This is a genomic window from Lysinibacillus sp. FSL W8-0992, from assembly GCF_038008685.1.
Lineage (GTDB): Bacteria > Bacillota > Bacilli > Bacillales_A > Planococcaceae > Lysinibacillus.
Genome location: NZ_JBBOZQ010000001.1, coordinates 2,304,273 through 2,323,553 on the forward strand (window position 1 = coordinate 2,304,273; position 19,281 = coordinate 2,323,553).

At 39.0% G+C, this 19,281-nt stretch carries 17 protein-coding genes and 2 other annotated features; of the genes, 15 read left to right on the forward strand and 2 right to left on the reverse strand.

The genetic code is table 11. The annotated features are described in order from the left end of the window. Positions 1–78 precede the first annotated feature (78 nt). The 9 genes from NSQ74_RS11505 (at position 79) to NSQ74_RS11545 (ending at position 9,808) form a co-directional block, all read left to right on the forward strand. On the forward strand, positions 79–267 hold the full coding sequence (locus NSQ74_RS11505) for a hypothetical protein (RefSeq protein WP_340823441.1): 189 nt from the start codon (positions 79–81) through the stop codon (positions 265–267). A gap of 147 nt (positions 268–414) precedes the next feature. Then, positions 415–729 (forward strand) — a binding site (T-box leader). 102 nt (positions 730–831) lie between these two features. Beyond that, a complete protein-coding gene (locus NSQ74_RS11510) occupies positions 832–2,205 on the forward strand; it encodes a chorismate-binding protein (protein WP_340823442.1) in 1,374 nt (457 codons plus the stop codon). Next, entirely contained in the window at positions 2,205–3,236 is a 1,032-nt protein-coding gene (gene trpD / locus NSQ74_RS11515; protein ID WP_340826448.1) for an anthranilate phosphoribosyltransferase, read from the forward strand. Before NSQ74_RS11510 ends, trpD begins: the two co-directional genes overlap by 1 nt. After that, complete coding sequence (gene trpC / locus NSQ74_RS11520) at positions 3,233–4,024, forward strand: indole-3-glycerol phosphate synthase TrpC (RefSeq protein WP_340823444.1); 792 nt, start codon at positions 3,233–3,235, stop codon at positions 4,022–4,024. The genes trpD and trpC overlap by 4 nt, the downstream gene beginning before the upstream one ends. After that, a complete protein-coding gene (locus NSQ74_RS11525) occupies positions 4,021–4,635 on the forward strand; it encodes a phosphoribosylanthranilate isomerase (protein WP_340823446.1) in 615 nt (204 codons plus the stop codon). Before trpC ends, NSQ74_RS11525 begins: the two co-directional genes overlap by 4 nt. Beyond that, positions 4,635–5,843, forward strand: a complete 1,209-nt coding sequence (gene trpB / locus NSQ74_RS11530; RefSeq protein ID WP_340823448.1) for a tryptophan synthase subunit beta — start codon at positions 4,635–4,637, stop codon at positions 5,841–5,843. The genes NSQ74_RS11525 and trpB overlap by 1 nt, the downstream gene beginning before the upstream one ends. Then, positions 5,843–6,625: a tryptophan synthase subunit alpha gene (trpA, locus tag NSQ74_RS11535; protein ID WP_340823450.1), complete on the forward strand. Its 783-nt coding sequence runs from the start codon at positions 5,843–5,845 to the stop codon at positions 6,623–6,625. The genes trpB and trpA overlap by 1 nt, the downstream gene beginning before the upstream one ends. 316 nt (positions 6,626–6,941) lie before the next feature. Continuing rightward, on the forward strand, positions 6,942–9,281 hold the full coding sequence (gene recJ / locus NSQ74_RS11540) for a single-stranded-DNA-specific exonuclease RecJ (RefSeq protein ID WP_340826449.1): 2,340 nt from the start codon (positions 6,942–6,944) through the stop codon (positions 9,279–9,281). Positions 9,282–9,295: 14 nt separating this feature from the next. Continuing rightward, positions 9,296–9,808, forward strand: coding sequence for an adenine phosphoribosyltransferase (locus tag NSQ74_RS11545; protein WP_340823452.1), 513 nt, complete (start codon positions 9,296–9,298; stop codon positions 9,806–9,808). Between the two features lie 77 nt (positions 9,809–9,885). Here NSQ74_RS11545 and NSQ74_RS11550 read toward each other — a convergent pair whose 3' ends face one another. Beyond that, positions 9,886–10,338, reverse strand: a complete 453-nt coding sequence (locus NSQ74_RS11550) for a MarR family winged helix-turn-helix transcriptional regulator (RefSeq protein ID WP_340823454.1) — start codon at positions 10,336–10,338, stop codon at positions 9,886–9,888. A 189-nt stretch (positions 10,339–10,527) separates the two neighbouring features. Between NSQ74_RS11550 and NSQ74_RS11555 the strand changes: the two genes are divergently transcribed. The 6 genes from NSQ74_RS11555 (at position 10,528) to NSQ74_RS11580 (ending at position 17,214) form a co-directional block, all read left to right on the forward strand. Next, positions 10,528–11,784, forward strand: coding sequence for an MFS transporter (locus NSQ74_RS11555; protein ID WP_340823455.1), 1,257 nt, complete (start codon positions 10,528–10,530; stop codon positions 11,782–11,784). Between the two features lie 201 nt (positions 11,785–11,985). Then, on the forward strand, positions 11,986–13,077 hold the full coding sequence (locus NSQ74_RS11560) for a carbohydrate kinase (protein ID WP_340823456.1): 1,092 nt from the start codon (positions 11,986–11,988) through the stop codon (positions 13,075–13,077). Positions 13,078–13,080: 3 nt separating this feature from the next. After that, complete coding sequence (locus NSQ74_RS11565) at positions 13,081–13,995, forward strand: pseudouridine-5'-phosphate glycosidase (protein ID WP_340823457.1); 915 nt, start codon at positions 13,081–13,083, stop codon at positions 13,993–13,995. 206 nt (positions 13,996–14,201) lie between these two features. Continuing rightward, the gene (locus NSQ74_RS11570; RefSeq protein ID WP_340823458.1) at positions 14,202–16,397 is read left to right on the forward strand and encodes a RelA/SpoT family protein; all 2,196 of its coding nucleotides are present in this window, start codon (positions 14,202–14,204) and stop codon (positions 16,395–16,397) included. Positions 16,398–16,480: 83 nt separating this feature from the next. Next, a complete protein-coding gene (gene dtd, locus NSQ74_RS11575) occupies positions 16,481–16,921 on the forward strand; it encodes a D-aminoacyl-tRNA deacylase (RefSeq protein WP_340823460.1) in 441 nt (146 codons plus the stop codon). Between the two features lie 71 nt (positions 16,922–16,992). After that, positions 16,993–17,214 (forward strand): DUF2642 domain-containing protein, encoded by a 222-nt coding sequence (locus NSQ74_RS11580; RefSeq protein WP_340823461.1) that lies wholly within the window; start codon positions 16,993–16,995, stop codon positions 17,212–17,214. A 43-nt stretch (positions 17,215–17,257) separates the two neighbouring features. Here NSQ74_RS11580 and NSQ74_RS11585 read toward each other — a convergent pair whose 3' ends face one another. Continuing rightward, positions 17,258–18,841 carry an SH3 domain-containing protein gene (locus NSQ74_RS11585; protein ID WP_340823462.1) on the reverse strand — a complete coding sequence of 528 codons (1,584 nt, stop codon included), beginning with the start codon at positions 18,839–18,841 and terminating at the stop codon, positions 17,258–17,260. Positions 18,842–19,004: 163 nt separating this feature from the next. Then, positions 19,005–19,247 (forward strand) — a binding site (T-box leader). The last annotated feature ends 34 nt before the right edge of the window (positions 19,248–19,281 follow it).

Genomic DNA, 19,281 nt, shown 5'->3' on the forward strand with positions numbered 1-19,281 from the left:
TATAAATATGATATATAAATTATATATAGAAAAGGAAATAAATTAAACTAACAAGTGATTTTATAGGAGGGAAATTTAATGAAATTGCTGAAAATTGTATTGAGTTTGTTTATTGTGCTGGTTGGTTCTTTCTTTTTAAATATTACAGTAAAAGATGAATTACTTAAAAATATTGTATTGAATTTTTTAGGAGTTATATTTTTGTTCGTTGGTTTATTTTATCTGCTTAAAATAATGAAAGTCCCTAACAAATGTCAAAAGAAATAAGCAACTTTGTAATCTTTTAATCAGAATTGGTTGACAATTATTGTAGGGTGGCATAGAATAAGGCTAACTTTTCGTTCGGATACGGTAGAAGGTCTCGGGAGCGAGATCAGCCTAGAACAGATGAGCAGAGCATAGACGAGAATAGCTGAGAAATTGTTGAATAAGAGTAGTAGCATAAGTGTGCAATCTAGAGAGTCAGTGGCTGGTGAAAACTGATTTGTAGCTTATGTGAATGGACTTATGAGAGTTGCTATGCAAATAGCAAACGGATTCCCCACGTTATCGGGGGTGCTTCATCTTAAACAGTTAACTACACAACTGTTTATTAGACATATGCCTATAAATCTTTCGCACAAAAAACACTGCGATAGATTTTATTTGCTATAGGTAAAAATGATGCACATAAGTGAGAGCTTTATAGCTCTAATATGAGGTGGCAACGCGGTCATGATCGTCCTCTGTAATTAGGAAAATTCCTTTTTGCAGAGGGCTTTTTTTGTTTTGTTTTATGCTTTTGCTAAATCGAGAAACGTAAAATTAATGTTTAAAAGGAGTTTAGTCGATATGCAAACAACCAGTTCAAGAACAAAGGTAAAGAAAATAAATGGGGATTCGTTAACGCCAATATTAATTTTTAGACGCTTGCAAGGTACACATAAATTTTTGCTAGAAAGTTCAGCACAGCATGAAGGGGCAGGACGCTATTCGTTCATAGGTGCCAATCCTCGAAAAACATATAAAGGTATAGGCGATGAGATTACGGAATACTCCTATAAAACGGGAAAAACGTATACACATAAAGGCGACATTTTCGTATTGTTGAAACGCTTGATGCCTCGTATTTCGAATACGACTGAATTTCCATTTTCAGGTGGTGCAATAGGTTATATTGGCAGTGGTGCTACAAACAATGTAGCAAGAAATCAAGAAATTTTAGAGGGACCAGATATACATTTTCATGTTTATGAAACAATCGTTGTTTTTGACCACCTAACGGATGAAGTTACATTGATCCATACAAACATCGATGCAGAAAATAAAGAGCCGAATTTAGAGGAATTGGCTCTGCAGTTATTAACAGGCAAAGAAGTTGAAGATACAACATGGAGCTATCATGCGCTAAAGCCGTTATCAGATAAACAATTTGCAACATCTGTTACAAACTTAACAGAGACGTTAAGCGAGGAGCATACACGTGTTATTCTTTCCAAACACTTTATAGCTACTATGCATGGAGATGCCTTTGCATTATATCGTCAATTACGAAAGAAAAATCCTGCCCCATATATGTATTATGTAACATTTGATGATCATATTGTGATGGGAACATCGCCTGAAAGTTTGGTTCAAGTAAAGGGTGAACGTGTTATTGCGATACCTACGGAGGGCTCTTTTCCACGCGGCACAACCAACTTAGAAGATAGAGAAAATGAACGTAAGCTGTACGAAAATACTGAAGTGAGGAAATCGCATGCAGTTCTTGTTACGGCTGTACAACAAGAGCTAGCAAATGTATGTTTTCGTGATTCTATTCAAGTGATTGATGCGATGAGAATTGAGCGTTCGAAGCAGAAGCTGCACATGACATCCTATGTAGAAGGGCAACTATTACCGATGCTACATGCAATAGACGTCTTAGCTGCGACAATACCGCCATTTTCATCTACATGTATGCCAGATCAACAAATCGAGAGTAATATAGCAAAAACAACGCAAACAGCAGGTGTTTTTGGTGGTGCTATAGGATTTATAGGATTTAATGGGCATTTAGATTTTGCATTAACTGGTAAGTCAATTGTTGTTGAAAATGAAACAATGCATATGCAATCCACGATAACGGTAACAAAATATTCAAATGTGAAAAATGTACTGAAACAAGTAACAGCGGAAGAACAGTCGTTTTTACAACATTTGAAAAATGAAGGTGAGATAAAATGATGGAAATGATAAAAAGAAAGGTTCAGCAGCGTCAGCATTTAATGTACGAGGAAATGATAGAAGCGGCAAAATGGATGTTCCAACAAACTACACCGAAAGAAGAAATAGCTAATTTTTTATTAAGCTTATCGGCAAAGGGCGAAACGGCTCATGAAGTGGCGGCATTAGCAACGGTTATGCGTTCATTTGCACTGGAAGTACCAGCTAAAGCAGGTGTCTATATGGATAACTGTGGTACAGGTGGTGATGGATTAAATACATTTAATATTAGTACTGCATCGGCTTTTGTATTAGCGGGGGCAGGTGTCAAAATGGCTAAGCATGGTAATCGTAAAATTTCATCTGCATCAGGTAGTGCGGATGTGTTAGAGGCATTAGGTATTCATACAAATATTTCTATTGAGCAAACGGTAGAGCTTTTAGAAAAAGAAGGTATTGCTTTTTTATATGCTCCAAATGTACATCCAAAATTGAAGCGTATCGGAGAGGTGCGCCGTGCCTTAGGAAAGCCAACTATTTTTAATCTTGTCGGGCCACTGACAAATCCAGTCCCATTATCAACTCAGTTTACTGGCATTAATCGACCAAACTTTGTGATGGAATATGCTTCCGTTTTACAAATGCTCGGACGTGAGCGAGCGATAGTTGTTTCTGGTCCAATGGGTTTAGATGAAGCGTCACTTGCTGGTCAAAATACATTTGTCTTAGTAGATAAGGGAGATTTGATTCCGTTTGCCTTAACAGCAGAGGACGCAGGACTTCACTATGCACCTTTAGAAGCGATTCGAGGTGGCAATGCTAACGACAATGCAGCCATTATGCGCAAATTGCTGGCAGGTGAACAAAGTGCTTATTTTGATACAGTATTGCTAAATGCTGGAATTGGTTTATTTGGCCATGGAATTGCGCAAACCGTCAAAGAAGGTGTAGCTATTGCTAGGGATAGTATCATCAGCGGACGCGCATTACAAAAATTAGAGGCAGTAGCCGCTTATAGTGAGCAAATTAAAGAGGTGGAGATTGGGCAATGAATATATTAACTAAAATTATAGAACAGAAAAAAATAGAGGTAGCCGACTTACTTACACAGCCAGATCCATTAGCCGATTTCAACGAAATAAAGCGCAACTCTCTTTTTGCAACGTTAAACACTGCTGACACCTTGCAAGTCATTGCGGAAATGAAACGTGCTTCTCCGTCGAAGGGCCTTATTGCACAAGGCGCTGATCCTGTAAAACAGGCGAAAATTTATGCTGAAGCAGGTGCAGCAGCTATTTCGGTCTTAACTGACAAAGCATTTTTTCAAGGTTCGTTTGAAGATTTGGCTGCAGTTGCGAAAGCTGTGCAAACACCATTACTTTGTAAAGATTTTATGATTGATCGTGTGCAAATTCGATTTGCCAAGGCTGCTGGGGCATCTATTATTTTACTAATTGTTGCAGCACTTGACGATGTAACGTTACAAGAATTATTTAGCTTTGCAACAAGCTTGGGGCTAGAAGTGCTAGTAGAAGTTCATGATGTTGAAGAGCTTGAACGAGCACTAGCTCTAGGTGCGAAGTTAATTGGTGTCAACAATCGAGATTTACGCACATTTGAAGTAGATTTAGCACGTACGAAAGAAATTGCAGAGGCTTTTCCATTTGAGGAGCAACGGGTGCTGATTAGTGAAAGCGGCATTTGGCACAATGAAGATGCTAAAAAGGTTGCGGCAATGGGCGCAAGTGCTGTGCTTGTAGGAGAATCATTAATGCGCAGTGGCGATGCAGGTAGTGCACTTCGACAATTACAAGTAAATAAAGAGGGTGCATCAGTATGACGAAAGTAAAAATTTGCGGTTTGAAAGAAGTACAGCATGTGAAAGCGGCGGTGCAAGCAGGAGCGGATGCCATCGGTTTTGTCTTTGCACCAAGTAAACGCCAAGTGTCCATAGAACAGGCGCAACAATTGGCACAGCATGTACCTGAAGGAATTATGAAAATAGGTGTTTTTGTTAATCCAACACCTGAGGAATTACAACTAGCCGTCTCGAGTGTGCCATTGGATTATGTGCAGTATCATGGCGAGGAAACGCCGAACTTTATTGTTCAGCAAGGCTATCCTTCGATTAAGGCTCTTTCTGTCCATTGCGCGGAGGACGTGCAGGCGGCGACCAACTATGATGTTGACTATTATTTATTCGACGCTCCTGGCACGGATTATAAAGGCGGAAGTGGTCATACGTTTGATTGGACATTACTTGAGGCAGCCGGCATCCAACGTGACAAACTAATACTAGCAGGTGGCTTAAAATTAGAAAATATTCAAGAGGCGCTGTCACTTGTATCACCTTCTATGGTAGATGTTTCAAGCGGTGTTGAGACAGAGGGTAGCAAAGACACGAAAAAAATAGAAGCATTTTTACAAGCAGTAAAGAGGGGGAGAGCATAATGACAAATTCAATCGCAAATAGTGTACCGACGAAGGAAGGGCGTTACGGGAAATTTGGCGGACAGTATGTTCCAGAAACATTAATGACGGCATTAATAGAATTAGAAGCATCTTTTGATAAGGCGATGGCAGATCCAATATTCACAAACGAGCTAGCTTATTATTTACAGGAATATGTAGGTCGTGAGACACCGCTGTACTATGCTGAAAATTTAACAAAAGAGCTTGGTGGAGCAAAAATCTATTTGAAGCGTGAAGATTTAAATCATACAGGCGCTCATAAGATTAATAATGCTATTGGTCAAGCGCTTCTTGCCAAGCGCATGGGTAAAAAGAAAATAGTGGCGGAAACGGGAGCAGGACAACATGGAGTAGCGACAGCGACTGCTTGTGCATTGTTAAATCTGGAATGTGTTGTTTTTATGGGTGCTGAAGATATCAAACGACAACAATTAAATGTTTTTCGTATGGAACTACTTGGCACAAAGGTAGAGTCTGTTGAAACAGGTTCGAAAACGCTAAAAGATGCAGTTAATGCTGCTCTTCGTTACTGGGTGACGAATGTCGAAGATACACATTATATTTTAGGTTCAGCTCTAGGTCCTCATCCTTTCCCGAAAATAGTGCGTGATTTCCAACGTATCATTGGTGTGGAGACAAGAGCACAAGTCCTTGCAAAAGAAGGACGTTTACCAGATGCCGTTGTCGCTTGTATAGGCGGTGGCAGTAATGCTATTGGCATGTTCCATCCATTTGTCGATGATGAATCGGTAGCGTTATACGGTGTAGAAGCAGCTGGAAGTGGTATTGATACAGGGAAACACGCTGCGGCCATTGCAGGTGGTCAGTTAGGCGTTCTTCACGGAGCATACATGTATTTACTTCAAGATGACAATGGTTTTGTTCAGGAGGCACATTCCATTTCAGCTGGTCTTGATTACCCTGGTAAGGGGCCAGAGCATTGTTATTTGCATGATATCGGACGCGCAAATTTTGATTCTATTACAGATGATGAAGCGCTTGAAGGTCTACAATTATTAAGTCGCACAGAAGGTATTTTACCGGCTCTGGAAAGTGCACATGCTATTGCGTATACAGCAAAGCTTGCAAAAGAAATGAATGCTGGTGATATCATTGTTGTTTGTTTATCAGGCCGCGGTGATAAGGATGTACATACTGTTCGTGCAGTACTTGGAGGTGATAAATAATGACAACATTACAGCAGGCAATTGATCAAGTGAACAACGCTGGTAATAAAGCATTTGTGCCCTATATTATGGCAGGAGATGGTGGGCTTGAAACGTTAAAGCCAACTATTTTGTCATTACAAAAAATGGGTGTGACAGCCATTGAAGTGGGTATTCCTTTTACCGATCCTGTTGCGGATGGTCCTACGATAGAGCAGGCAGGAGAACGAGCTTTGGCAGAAGGTGTAACATTGCGAAAAGTTCTAGAAGCGCTTGCCTCATTCCGTCAAGAGATTACAGTTCCATTAGTCATTATGACATATTTTAATCCCGTTTTAGCTTATGGTTTAGAGCGATTTGCCATCGCTTGTGTAGCAGGGGGGATAAAAGGGTTAATCGTTCCTGATGTACCACTAGAGGAAAGTGAAATACTTCGTCAAACTTTAAATCCTCATGGTGTTGACATTGTACAACTTGTATCGTTAACAAGCCCACCAGAGCGAATTGCTCGTATAGCAGCGGCTAGTCAAGGTTTCGTTTATGCAGTAACTGTGAATGGTATTACTGGGGCTCGCGCAAGCTTTGCAGATGATTTAGAAGGTCATTTTACACGTTTGCGTAATATGAGTCACATACCTGTGTTAGCTGGCTTTGGTATTTCAACGCCTCAACAAGTGGTGAGCATGGGTGCCCTTGGCAATGGCGTAATTGTAGGCAGTACAATAGTGGCGGCTTTGCATGAAGGAAATGTTGCTAAAATCGAAGCATTAGTCGCAGCCTCAAAAGGAATTGAAATTGTTTGAGTGCCTGGCACTTCGCTTGGGCATTTGTAAGCCGCAACAATCGCTTGCGCACGGCCTGTTGCGATGCACTCGTCGCTTCCTCCGCTCTAATCAACTAAAATTGTTTGAGTGCCTGGCACTTTATTTGTCGCCGTCCACTCCGAAGTCTACTCTTTTTTAGAGTAGGCTTTTTAATATGCGGAAGGAGAGTGTCTTGCATGTTAGAAATAACGAAAAAATAGACAATCTATTAAATCAGGATAAATCTAGTAAGCTAGTGGATAGTGCGAACATGCTCGATTTTCGGTATAATAGCCTTCGTGAGGAAGTGAGAAATATGATTTTATCGAAAAAAAGATGGCAGGTCGAGCGTCCAGACGCACAACTTGTACAAACATTACAAAATGACTTACAACTTTCTGCTATTGCGGCGAAAATTTTGGTGGCCCGAGGCTGTTCAACATCAGCTGATGCAGAAAGCTTATTAAATATGACAGAAGCAAATATACATGATCCGTTTTTAATGCATGGTATGGCAGAAGCGGTAGAGCGCATCCAGAAAGCGCTTGAAAATAATGAGAAAATTTTAGTTTACGGAGATTATGATGCCGATGGTGTGACAAGTACGACGGTCATGCTCAATGTACTACAAGACCTTGGAGCAGATGTGTCTTTTAAAATACCTAATCGTTTTTTACATGGCTATGGTCCGAACGAAGCGTTATTTCGTGAAGCCTATGAAGAGGGCATTCAATTAATACTAACGGTGGATAATGGTATCTCAGGTATTGAACCGATTCGAGTGGCAAAGGAACTTGGAATGGATGTGATTGTGACAGATCACCATGAGCCTGGAGAAGAGTTACCACAAGCGGATATCATTTTACATCCACGTGTACCTGAGGGTCATTATCCGTTTGGTGAGCTGGCGGGTGTTGGTGTGGCATTTAAATTAGCGCATGCCCTATATGGTGAGCTGCCAACACATTTATTTGAGTTTGTGGCAATTGGTACCGTTGCCGATTTAGTACCACTAGTCGACGAAAACCGTTATCTTGTAAAACGTGGCATTGAGGAAATGAGACGTTCACTTAGCCCATGGATACAGGCAATGTGCGAAGTAGCAAGTGCAGAGCAAGCCACTATCAATGAAGAAACGATTGGCTTTTATTTTGGGCCACGTTTAAATGCAGTTGGGCGACTTGGCGAAGCGTCTCCAGCTGTTGAGTTACTAATGGCAGAGGATGCACCAAAGGCGACAGCTCTAGCGAAACAGCTGAATGGATGTAATACAGAACGTAAAGATATCGTGAAAAGTATTACAGATGAGGCGATAGCCTTAATCGAAGCAGATGAAAAGATTGGGGATTCACTTGTTTTAGTTGTAGCAGGGGAAGGCTGGAATGCTGGCGTTGTAGGTATTGTAGCATCAAGACTTGTTGAACTTTATTATCGTCCAACAATTGTCCTGTCACTAGACTTTGAGAAAGGGACAGCAAAAGGGTCTGCACGTAGTATTGAAGGGTTCCATTTATATAATGAATTGGCGAAAAACAGAGACATTTTACCACATTTCGGCGGACATCCGATGGCAGCGGGAATGACGTTACCATTGGAGCATGTAGATGAACTGCGAGCGCGTTTGGATGTACAAGCAAGAGAATGCTTAACAGAAGAGCAATTAACGCCCGTTGTTTCAATTGATATTCCGCTTAAAATTGATGAGATTTCTGCGGATGCCATAGAAGAAATTGCGACGCTCGGCCCGTTCGGCACAGATTTCCAGAAACCAGTGTATGTACTTGAAGATGTGGAAATTGCATCGATGCGTAAAATTGGTGCTGCTGAAAATCACATTAAAATGGAATTAACAGACGGCCTTGAGAAATTGGATAGTGTAGGTTTTAATAAAGGGCATTTGTATAATGAGCTGACATACGGCATTAAAGTATCGTTTATTGGCGATCTTCAAATTAATGAGTGGCAAGGACGTAAAAAGCCACAATTTATGATTGAGGATGTTCAAACGACAGAGTGGCAATTATTTGATATTCGTGGAATTCGTCAAACATCTCGTTGGTTGCATACAGTGCCAAAAGAGGAAGCTATTTTTTATGCATTCCGTCCTGAGACGATGAGCTATTATCACTCATTGTTAGATGTGCCAATTCAATTAGTTGATGCTGAGCTGACCAATGTAGAGCAAACGAATTATATTGTGTTGCTCGATTTACCACACAACGTTCAATTATTAGAAAATGTATTACAAAAAACTGCACCTTCCCGTATTTATGCTCATTTTTATATGCCAGATTCCCAGTACTTCAACGGAATGCCTACGCGTGAACAATTTGCCTGGTACTATAAATTTCTAAAGCAACGCCCTGCATTTCCATTAGATATGCATTTAACGGATTTAGCAAAGCATACGGGTTGGCCGTTAGAAGCATTAAAATTTATGACACAGGTGTTTTTTGAGCTTAATTTTGTTAGAATGGAGAGTGGACTGACGACTGTCAACGTGAATGCGCCGAAAACGGCATTAACTGAGGCGCCGTCTTACAAACAACGTTCAGAACAGATTGAAATAGAGCAAAAACTTGTCTATGCACCATATATAGAGCTAAAGCAATGGTTTGATGAACGATTAAATTTATATACGAATACAATTTCGTAGGAGGAGCAAGAACTATGGATTTAAAGCAATACGTGACAACAGTTGAGAACTGGCCAAAAGAAGGCATTAGCTTCAAAGATATTACAACAATTATGGATAACGGTCCAGCTTACAAATATGCAACAGATCAAATCGTTGAATACGCTAAGGAAGTTGGAGCAGAAATTATTGTAGGTCCTGAAGCTCGTGGTTTCATTATAGGCTGCCCAGTTGCTTATGCGCTTGAAATTGGCTTTGCACCAGTTCGTAAACCAGGAAAATTGCCACGTGAAGTAATTAGTGCAGATTACGGTTTAGAATATGGTAAAGATACATTAACAATGCATAAAGATGCCATCAAACCAGGTCAAAAAGTGCTTATTTGTGACGATTTACTTGCAACTGGTGGTACAGTGGAGGCAACTGTTCGCCTAATTCAACAATTAGGTGGGGAAGTTGTTGGCTGTGCATTCCTAATTGAGCTAATCGAACTAAACGGTCGTGCAAAACTTGGCGATCTAAGCATGAAAACATTAATTCAATATTAATAAACGAAAAAGGCTGTCCCGAATATTGGGACAGCCTTTTTTTATAAAGTGCCAGGCACCCAAACAATTCTGACAAATTAGTCGTAGGATTTCACTACTTTTTGAATTTTTTTTAACGTTTCATAAAAGTCTATATATTTTTCAAGTCCAATATCCTCTATGATTTTTTCCTGTATGTCCACCCAAATTGGCTTTGCTTCATTTAACTTTTCGATTCCTATAGCCGTTAAAGAAATTATCTTTGTTCGGCCATCTTGTGTATCACGCGTAACATCCACATAGCCATTTTTCTTCAATAGATTGACATTACGGGTTATCGTTGTCTGATCAAGTAATAGAATATCACCCAATTGACTTACTGAAACTGCTTTATGATGGGCAATATTTGCTATCATCGAGTATTGAGTAACTTTTAAATGAGTGGGTTCAAGAGCTTTATCATATAGCTGCGTAACGGCCCTAGTCTTTTTTCTAAGATTCGCACAAACGCAAATTTGAGTATAGTCAATGTCTGTGTAATTTTTCTCCATAACTAGATCTCCTTTTAAGTTTTTCGTTAAACTATATTGTACCATTAAAATGGAATTATTTTCTTGACATCTAAAATAGCGAGTCATTATTATATATGTATATACATATATTTTTAGCATACCTGTTTTCTAAATTTTTTTCATATAAAAACAATCGTTTTACATTTTACTGGAAATGTAGGTGGGGTTATGAAACGTATTCATTACAGTTGGTTTATTTTAATGATAACATTTTTTTCAATTATTGTAGCAGGCATTACCTTATCCTCATCAGGTGTTTTTATTGGCCCGTTTGAACATGAATTTGGGTGGGATCGTTCGGTAATAGCAATGGCTTTTGCTATTAGTCTTTTTTTATACGGGATTTCCGGTCCGTTTATGGCGGCATTACTCGAAGTTCTGGGATTAAAGAAAATGATGCTAGCTGCTATGGCGATATTAATTATAGGCATATCGCTCACATTATTAATGCAGCAAGCATGGCAATTGATTATTATTTGGGGTTTTATTATTGGTCTAGGGGCTAGCCTCTTTTTAACCGTTTTAAGTCCTTTTGTTGCAAATCATTGGTTTGAAAAAAGAAGAGGGCTCGCTTTAGGAATATTAACTGCCAGCACGGCAACAGGACAATTAGTTCTTCTCCCGATATTAGCAATGATTATTGAAAATTCTTCATGGCGATGGGCAATTGCTTTAATAATGGTGTTAAGCTCCATTATGTTTTTCATTATTTTATTGTTTATGAAAAATAAACCGATGGACGTTGGGCTTCTTGCATATGGACTTGAAGAAGAAAAAGCGGAAAGGGTAGTAGAAAATAAGAAAAACCCGATTATTATTGCTTTTAATGGTTTATTCGTTGCAATAAAAGTGAAAGAATTTTGGCTTTTAGCAGGTAGTTTTTTTATTTGCGGATTATCAACAAGCGGGTTAATTGGTACGCATTTTGTATCGTATTGTATTAGTTTCGGTGTACCTTTAGTAACGGCTGCTTCGTTTCTATCGTTCATGGGAATATTCAATTTAGTCGGAACTACATTATCAGGCTGGTTATCTGATCGCTTCGATAATCGTTGGTTACTATTTTGGTATTATCTTTTAAGAGGTGCTTCTCTCGTTATACTGCCGTATGCCTTAATGCAAGGTTCTCTTACATTGCTCATTATTTTTACCGCGTTCTATGGATTAGATTGGATTGCAACTGTACCGCCAACTGTTAGTATTTCAAGACAAATTTTTGGCACGCAAAAAAGTGGTATTATTTATGGTTGGATTTTTGCATCCCATCAGGCAGGTGCTGCAGTAGCTGCATACGGTGGAGGTTTAATTTATAAATTTTTCAACTCGTACACATGGGCGTTTTTCTTAGCTGGTGTATTATGTGTTTTAGCTAGCTTGTTTGTTATCGTCGTGAAAAAGCAATCTCCGAATAAACTAGCACATTAAAACGAATTCTATAGTAATGAACAGAACGGATTGAATATAATGGTATAAACGACATGAAAAGTACAAATAGTATGCTAGGAAGTATTCTAGCGTGCTATTTTTTTGTTGTAAAACCTTGTAAGCATGCATAAATAAGAGAAATGTTTGACTTTGTTCAAACAAAAGTTTATGATATAAACAAATATAATAAAAGGTGATGCTATGAATGAAAGAGAACAAGCGGTACTGGCTTTAATTCGTAAAAATCCGTTTATGTCTCAGCAAGAGATGGCAGATAAGATGAATCTGTCCCGTCCAGTACTTGCAAACCTAGTGTCGAGCTTAACGAAGCAAGGGAAAATTGTTGGCCGTGCTTATATTTTACCTGAGGAAAATGAAATTATTTGTATCGGTGGAGCTAATCTCGATCGAAAATTTCATGTAAGAGGGACCGTGCAATTAGGAACTTCTAATCCTGCTAGCTCCTCATTCAGTGTAGGTGGGGTTGGTCGAAATATTGCGGAAAATTTAGGTCGACTTAATCATGAGGTGACGTTGCTCACGACAGCTGGAAAGGATGCGGATTGGCAAGTAATCCAAGAAGCATCAGAATCATTTATGAATTTACGCTATGTCGAGCAGTTACCAGATGCTTCAACTGGTTCTTATACTGCGATTATGGACGAGCAAGGTGAACTTGCATTAGCTGTTGCAAACATGGAAGTTTATGATTTATTATTGCCAAGTTTATTGAAGAAATATGAGCCAATGCTAATGAATGCAGGCTGCTTTATTATGGATTTAAACTGCCCGAAAGAAACGGTAGCTTACATCCAACAAGTAGCGATTGCGCGAGCTATTCCGTTTGTCATTGTACCGGTATCTTCGCCAAAAATGAATCGATTACCAGATACATTGCAAGGGGTTACATGGTTTATTTGTAACACAGATGAAGCAGAAACAATCGTTGGTCATAAAATTGAAAACGATGCAAACTATGAAAAAGCTATTCAAAAGCTTCTTCAATTAGGTGCCGAGCATGTCATTATTACTGCAGGTAGCAAAGGTGTCTATGCTGCATCTGCAACTAGTACACCAAGTCATTTTGCTGCTAAGGAAATCACTAAAATTGAAGATGTAACTGGCGCGGGTGATGCTTTTGTAAGTGCTGTCATCCATAGTTGGTTAAGGGGACAATCCTTTGAGGTTTGCATTGATGCAGGCTTAACGAATGCTAAAAATACACTTGCATCCCCGTACACAGTAAGACCTGAATTATCAGAAGAATTGTTAAAAAGTGAAATGGAGGAATAACACATGAAAGAATTCATCGTATTATCAGAAGAAGTAAAAGCTGGACAAGCAAAAGGACTACCAATTGTTGCATTAGAGTCAACAATCATCTCACATGGTATGCCATATCCTCAAAACGTACAAACAGCACGTGAAGTAGAGCAAATTATTCGTGACAACGGTGCGGTACCTGCAACGATTGCGCTAATTGACGGTAAAATTAAAATCGGTTTATCTGACGAAGAACTTGAAATGTTTGGGAATGCACAAGGTGTTGCTAAAACTTCTCGCCGTGACCTAGGCTATTTATTAGCTACGAAAAAATTAGGCGCGACAACAGTTGCTGCAACAATGATTTGTGCTGAGCTTGCCGGCATTGAAATTTTCGTTACAGGTGGTATCGGTGGTGTGCACCGCGGTGCTGAAACAACAATGGATATTTCAGCTGACTTAGAAGAATTAGCACAAACAAATGTAGCTGTAATTTGTGCAGGTGCTAAATCTATTTTAGATATCGGTTTAACACTAGAATATCTTGAAACAAAAGGTGTACCTGTTGTAGGTTATGGCACTCCAGAGCTTCCTGCATTCTACACACGCCAAAGTGGATTTGATGTAAACTTTAAGCTTGATACACCAGAAGAAGTAGCAGCAATGTTACGTGCTAAATGGGATTTAGGCTTACGAGGTGGAGCGGTTATTGCAAACCCTATTCCAGAAGCAGAGGCACTTGAGCATGAATTCATCACTAGCATTATCGAAAAAGCGTTACAAGAAGCCGAAGAAAATGGTATTCAAGGTAAAAATGTAACACCATTCTTACTTGGCAAAGTAAAAGAATTAACTGAAGGTAAGAGCCTTGATGCAAACATCGCATTAGTGAAAAACAATGCAGTAGTTGGTGCGAAAATTGCTGTTGCCTACAACAAAGCAAACTAACTAGTAAATTATAGACTCTTTGCGAAGCTCACTTGCCTCGTAAAGGGTCTTTTTATCTATATTAATGTATTTTTTATCCATTAATACAAAGTGTTCACGATATTATCTAAACTATATGACACAGTCCCTTTACAATCGACCTCTATTTTTTATACAATTAAGTTTATATCTAATCTGAAAAATTTGACGAGCAAGGTGGACATGTTATGGCGAAAGAGCAAATTTTGACTCCTGAGGACGTTTTTGATTTAGTCAAATCCTACATGAATGAGGAAAATGTCGCATTCGTGAAAAAAGCATATGAATTGGCAAGAGATGCGCATATTGAGCAATTCCGTAGCTCTGGTGAACCGTATATTATTCACCCAGTGCAAGTTGCCGGTATTTTAGCTGAATTACAAATGGATCCAGAAACTGTGGCAGCAGGCTTTTTACACGATGTTGTTGAAGATACTGAATTTACACGAGATGATTTAGTCCGTGAATTTGGCGAGGAAGTTGCGGTACTTGTTGACGGAGTAACGAAGCTTGGGAAAATAAAATATTTATCGAAAGAAGCACAACAGGCGGAGAATCACCGCAAAATGTTTGTAGCAATGGCTCAAGATATTCGCGTCATCTTGATTAAGCTTGCTGACCGTCTGCATAATATGCGCACGTTAAAGCATTTACCTGCTGAAAAACAACGTCGTATTTCGAAAGAAACGCTTGAAATTTTTGCACCACTTGCACATCGTCTAGGGATTTCGACAGTAAAATGGGAGCTGGAGGATACTGCACTTCGATATTTGAATCCACAGCAATATTATCGTATTGTCAGTCTGATGAAGAAGAAACGAGATGAACGTGAGGCTTATTTAGACAATGTCATGGGGGAAATGAAATCTCAACTTTCTGATGTCGAAATTGATGCGGATGTTTATGGTCGTCCAAAGCATATTTACAGCATTTATCGTAAAATGGTGCTACAAAAAAAGCAATTTAATGAAATTTATGATTTATTAGCGATTCGTGTACTTGTTGATAGCATAAAAGATTGCTATGCAGTGTTAGGAATAGTCCATACTTTATGGAAACCGATGCCTGGACGTTTTAAAGATTATATTGCAATGCCAAAGCAAAACTTATATCAATCATTGCATACGACCGTTATTGGGCCTTATGGCGACCCACTAGAAGTTCAAATCCGTACAAAAGAAATGCATAAAATTGCAGAGTACGGGATCGCAGCTCACTGGGCATATAAAGAAGGTAAAAAGATTGATATTGAAAAACAAAATGTCGATCAAAAATTAACGTGGTTTAGAGAAATTTTAGAATTCCAAAATGAATCTTCTAACGCAGAAGAGTTTATGGAGTCATTAAAATTCGACTTATTCTCTGATATGGTGTACGTATTTACACCTGAAGGGGATGTTATTGAATTGCCTGCTGGTTCTGTACCTATCGATTTCGCATACCGTGTGCATTCAGAAGTCGGCAATCGTACAATCGGAGCTAAAATTAATGGTAAGATGGTACCGCTTGATACACCATTAAAAACAGGTGACATCATTGAAATTTTAACATCGAAGCAATCATTTGGTCCGAGTCGTGACTGGCTTAAAATTGCGCAATCATCACAAGCAAAAAATAAGATTAAGCAATTTTTTAAACGTCATCTGCGTGAGGAAAATATCATCAAAGGTAAAGAGATGATTGAAAAAGAAATACGCTCACAAGATTTTGACATGAAAGAAACAATGTCATCAGAAAACTTAAAACGTGTTTGTGATAAATTTAATTACACGAATGAAGAAGATTTATATGCGGCTGTTGGTATGAATGGTATTACGGCACAACAAGTTGTAAATCGTTTAGCCGAAAAACGCCGTAAAGAGCGTGAGCAAGAAGAAGCACTTGAAAAAATCGAACAAAAAATGAAAAATCCGATTCCACAAAAGCGTACAGAGTCAGGCGTTATTGTAAAAGGCATTGATAATATGCTTATTCGACTATCACGTTGCTGTACACCTGTTCCTGGTGATGACATCGTCGGCTTTATTACAAAAGGTCGAGGCGTATCAGTACACCGTGCGGATTGTCCTAATATCCAAATAGAGGATGAGCAGGAGCGTATAATCGAAGTTGAATGGGAGCATGGGCTTACACCAGAGAAAAAAGAGTATCCTGTCGACATCGAGGTTTCTGCCTTTGATAGACCTGGAATATTAAATGAAGTCATGCAAATCGTTAGCGAAACAAAAACGAATATTTTAGCTGTGAGTGGCCGCGCTGATCGTGATAAAATTGCGACCATCCACCTAACAATTTCTATTTCAAATATTTCACATTTGCATAAGGTTGTTGAACGCATTAAACAAACACCGGATATTTACTCTGTGCAACGTGTGATTAATTAGATGCACTAGTATTCATACGGTAAGGGCACTTCAGTTTAAACGACAGATGGAACGGATTTTGATAGATTGAGGGGTTAAACATTATGAAAGTAGTTTTACAGCGTAGTAAGGCCGCATCTGTAACGGTACAAGGGGAAGTTACAGGTGCTATTGATAAAGGCTATGTGCTTCTCGTTGGTATTACACATGAGGATACAGCAGAAGACGCCGCATACCTAGCAAAAAAAATTGCAAATCTACGCTTATGGGAAGATAGTGAAGGGAAAATGAATCATTCCATTTTAGAGCATGGTGGCGCAATCCTATCTGTATCTCAATTTACATTGTATGGGGATACAAAAAAGGGCAATCGTCCGAGCTTTACAAGTGCAGCAAGACCGGAAATAGCTGCACCGTTGTGGGAGGCTTTTAATGATGCTTTACGTGGATACGGCTTACAAGTAGAGACCGGTATTTTCGGTGCTATGATGGACGTTGCATTGACGAATGATGGTCCAGTCACGATCCTACTTGAGTCAAAATAGAGGTACATTTTCTATCATTCCTACATATACTAAAAAGAATGGCAAATTTGTAGGAAGGAAGTGTATCGTCGATGACGCAAATAGGAAGGATATCCAATCCTTATTTATATGAAACACTTAAGTTGATGATTAGCCAAATAATTGTAGTGCAAACAGAGAAAAGTATCCAACAAGGTATTTTAACCTCTGTATTATCTGACCATATCGTTATCGAGTTTGATCATACACCCTTCTTTATTCGTATGGAGGAAATTATATGGGTTACATTGGACAAAATAAACACAAACAAATAAAAACCTTCATTTTCTAAAATTATAAGAAAATGAAGGTTCTTTTTTATTCATTTGCATCAAAGTAATCTAAAATGCCTTGATAAATACCGAGTGTAGCCTGTTCTCTGAATTTAGCCGTTGTAATGATCCGTTCTTCATTGGCATTACTTAAAAAACCTAGCTCCAGAAGCACTGCTTTTTGTCGGTTTTCACGAAGTACTAAGTAATTTCCTTCCTGTGTACCACGATCTTTAATGTTAATTTTACTTGCAAGGCCATTGTGTATTGCTTCAGCAAGCCCTTTTTGATTGTTATTTAAATAGTAGGAGGTAAAACCTGAAATTGAACTATTATCAGTAGCGTCATAGTGAATACTTATAAAAGCATCTGCATCATGCTGGTGGGCAACGGATACACGTTTACGAAGTGCAACATATTCATCTGATTCACGTGTCATCACAACATTTGCACCAGCTGCACTTAACTTGGATGCGAGAAGAGACGCAGTTTTCAATGTTATATCTTTCTCGTCAGTTCCTCGCTGACCAGTTGTACCGTGGTCATTTCCACCATGACCAGCATCGACAACAATTGTAAGTCCGTTTAGAGTCCCTTTTTTTCGAGGCTCAGATTTTGTATAGCTAGTTGTTACCGCTGTGCTTTGTGAAGTGGAGACTACCCAGTTTGCGACGAATGCGGTTTTATCTTCTAATTGTATTTCGTAAAAATCATCTTTAGCACCTACAATTGGATAGGTTTCGCCAGCATCTACACGTTTAACAACTTCCGCAGTTGTGGTCGCGTCAGTACGTAAGTTTGTCCCATTATAAATAATTGTGACAGATTCAAGCGAGGATGATGATGATGGTGATGATGACGTTGAAGTTTTCGCAGTCGTTTTTACCGTATCAGAAAATGTCCCGTAGAAGCTGTATACCCAACCAGTTTTTTTGTTATTGTACTGAATTTGAACCCAATTATGTTCTTGTGCTAGTACTTTAAAAGATTGTCCATTCGAAACTGTCCCTATTTTTTTGGATGTTAAATCTGCCTTTTTGCGGACATTTAACGTATCGACTAAAATAGTAAATGTAGTACCTTTAGGTTCGGTTGTTGTAGATACTTCTACTACTTGGTCAGTTGTTGTTTTTTCTGTTGTTTCATTAATTGTCACATAGTCTGCAGATACCCAACCGACTAGTCCATTCCAATTAATTTTTGCCCATTCACCATTTTCTGTTATGAGTGCTGCTTGATTGCCTGTTGACAGCTGCCCAAGGACTGGTGATGAAATATCCGGGTCAGTACGGATATTGAGGCGATCAACTTGGGAAATGACCGTTTTATCAATTGTTTGTTGCTCATTTATAGAAGCTGTTAGCCAAGATGCTACCCATCCTTCATAATCGTCTGTTTTTACTTGAATCCAATCACCTTCGCGACCGATGGATGTTAACAAATCACCTTCATCTAATGTTGTAATAATCGGGTAAGAGAGCCCAGGTCCTTCGCGTAAATGAAGTATAGTTCCAGTAACTTTTAAATCACTCGAATCGGCAAATACTAGTTCTTTATTGATGATACTTGGAAACAAAAATGTTAATAATAGGACAAAGATAATGGTTTTATGTATAAGTTTTGTCGTCATTGGACCCCTCCTTTTCTTGTGCTATTTTACCATGTTTTCATGATAAAATTCGAGGGAAAAAGGTAACAGAAATCATTATTTTAATAACTACTTTGTGAAAAATAAGAAAACAGTTGACATTACCTTGTGTTGTGACTAACATAAAGGGTAATCAAAAAATGATTAACCGCTTATGACCAAGCAAGTAGCGTATACCTCTATTGGAAAAGAGAGGGAAAGACTTAGGCTGCAATCTTTCCTACAAAAAAGTATAAGGCGAATAACACTTGAGAGGCTTTTTTCTGAAAAGGAATACTTAGTAGGAAAAAACGGAATCGGCCGTTACCCGATTATGAGGAGGACGCAATGTAGTTTGTGCGTCAACTAGGGTGGAACCGCGGAAGCATATACAGCTCTCGTCCCTTGCAATTTTGCAAGGTGGCGAGGGCTTTTTTTGTTGG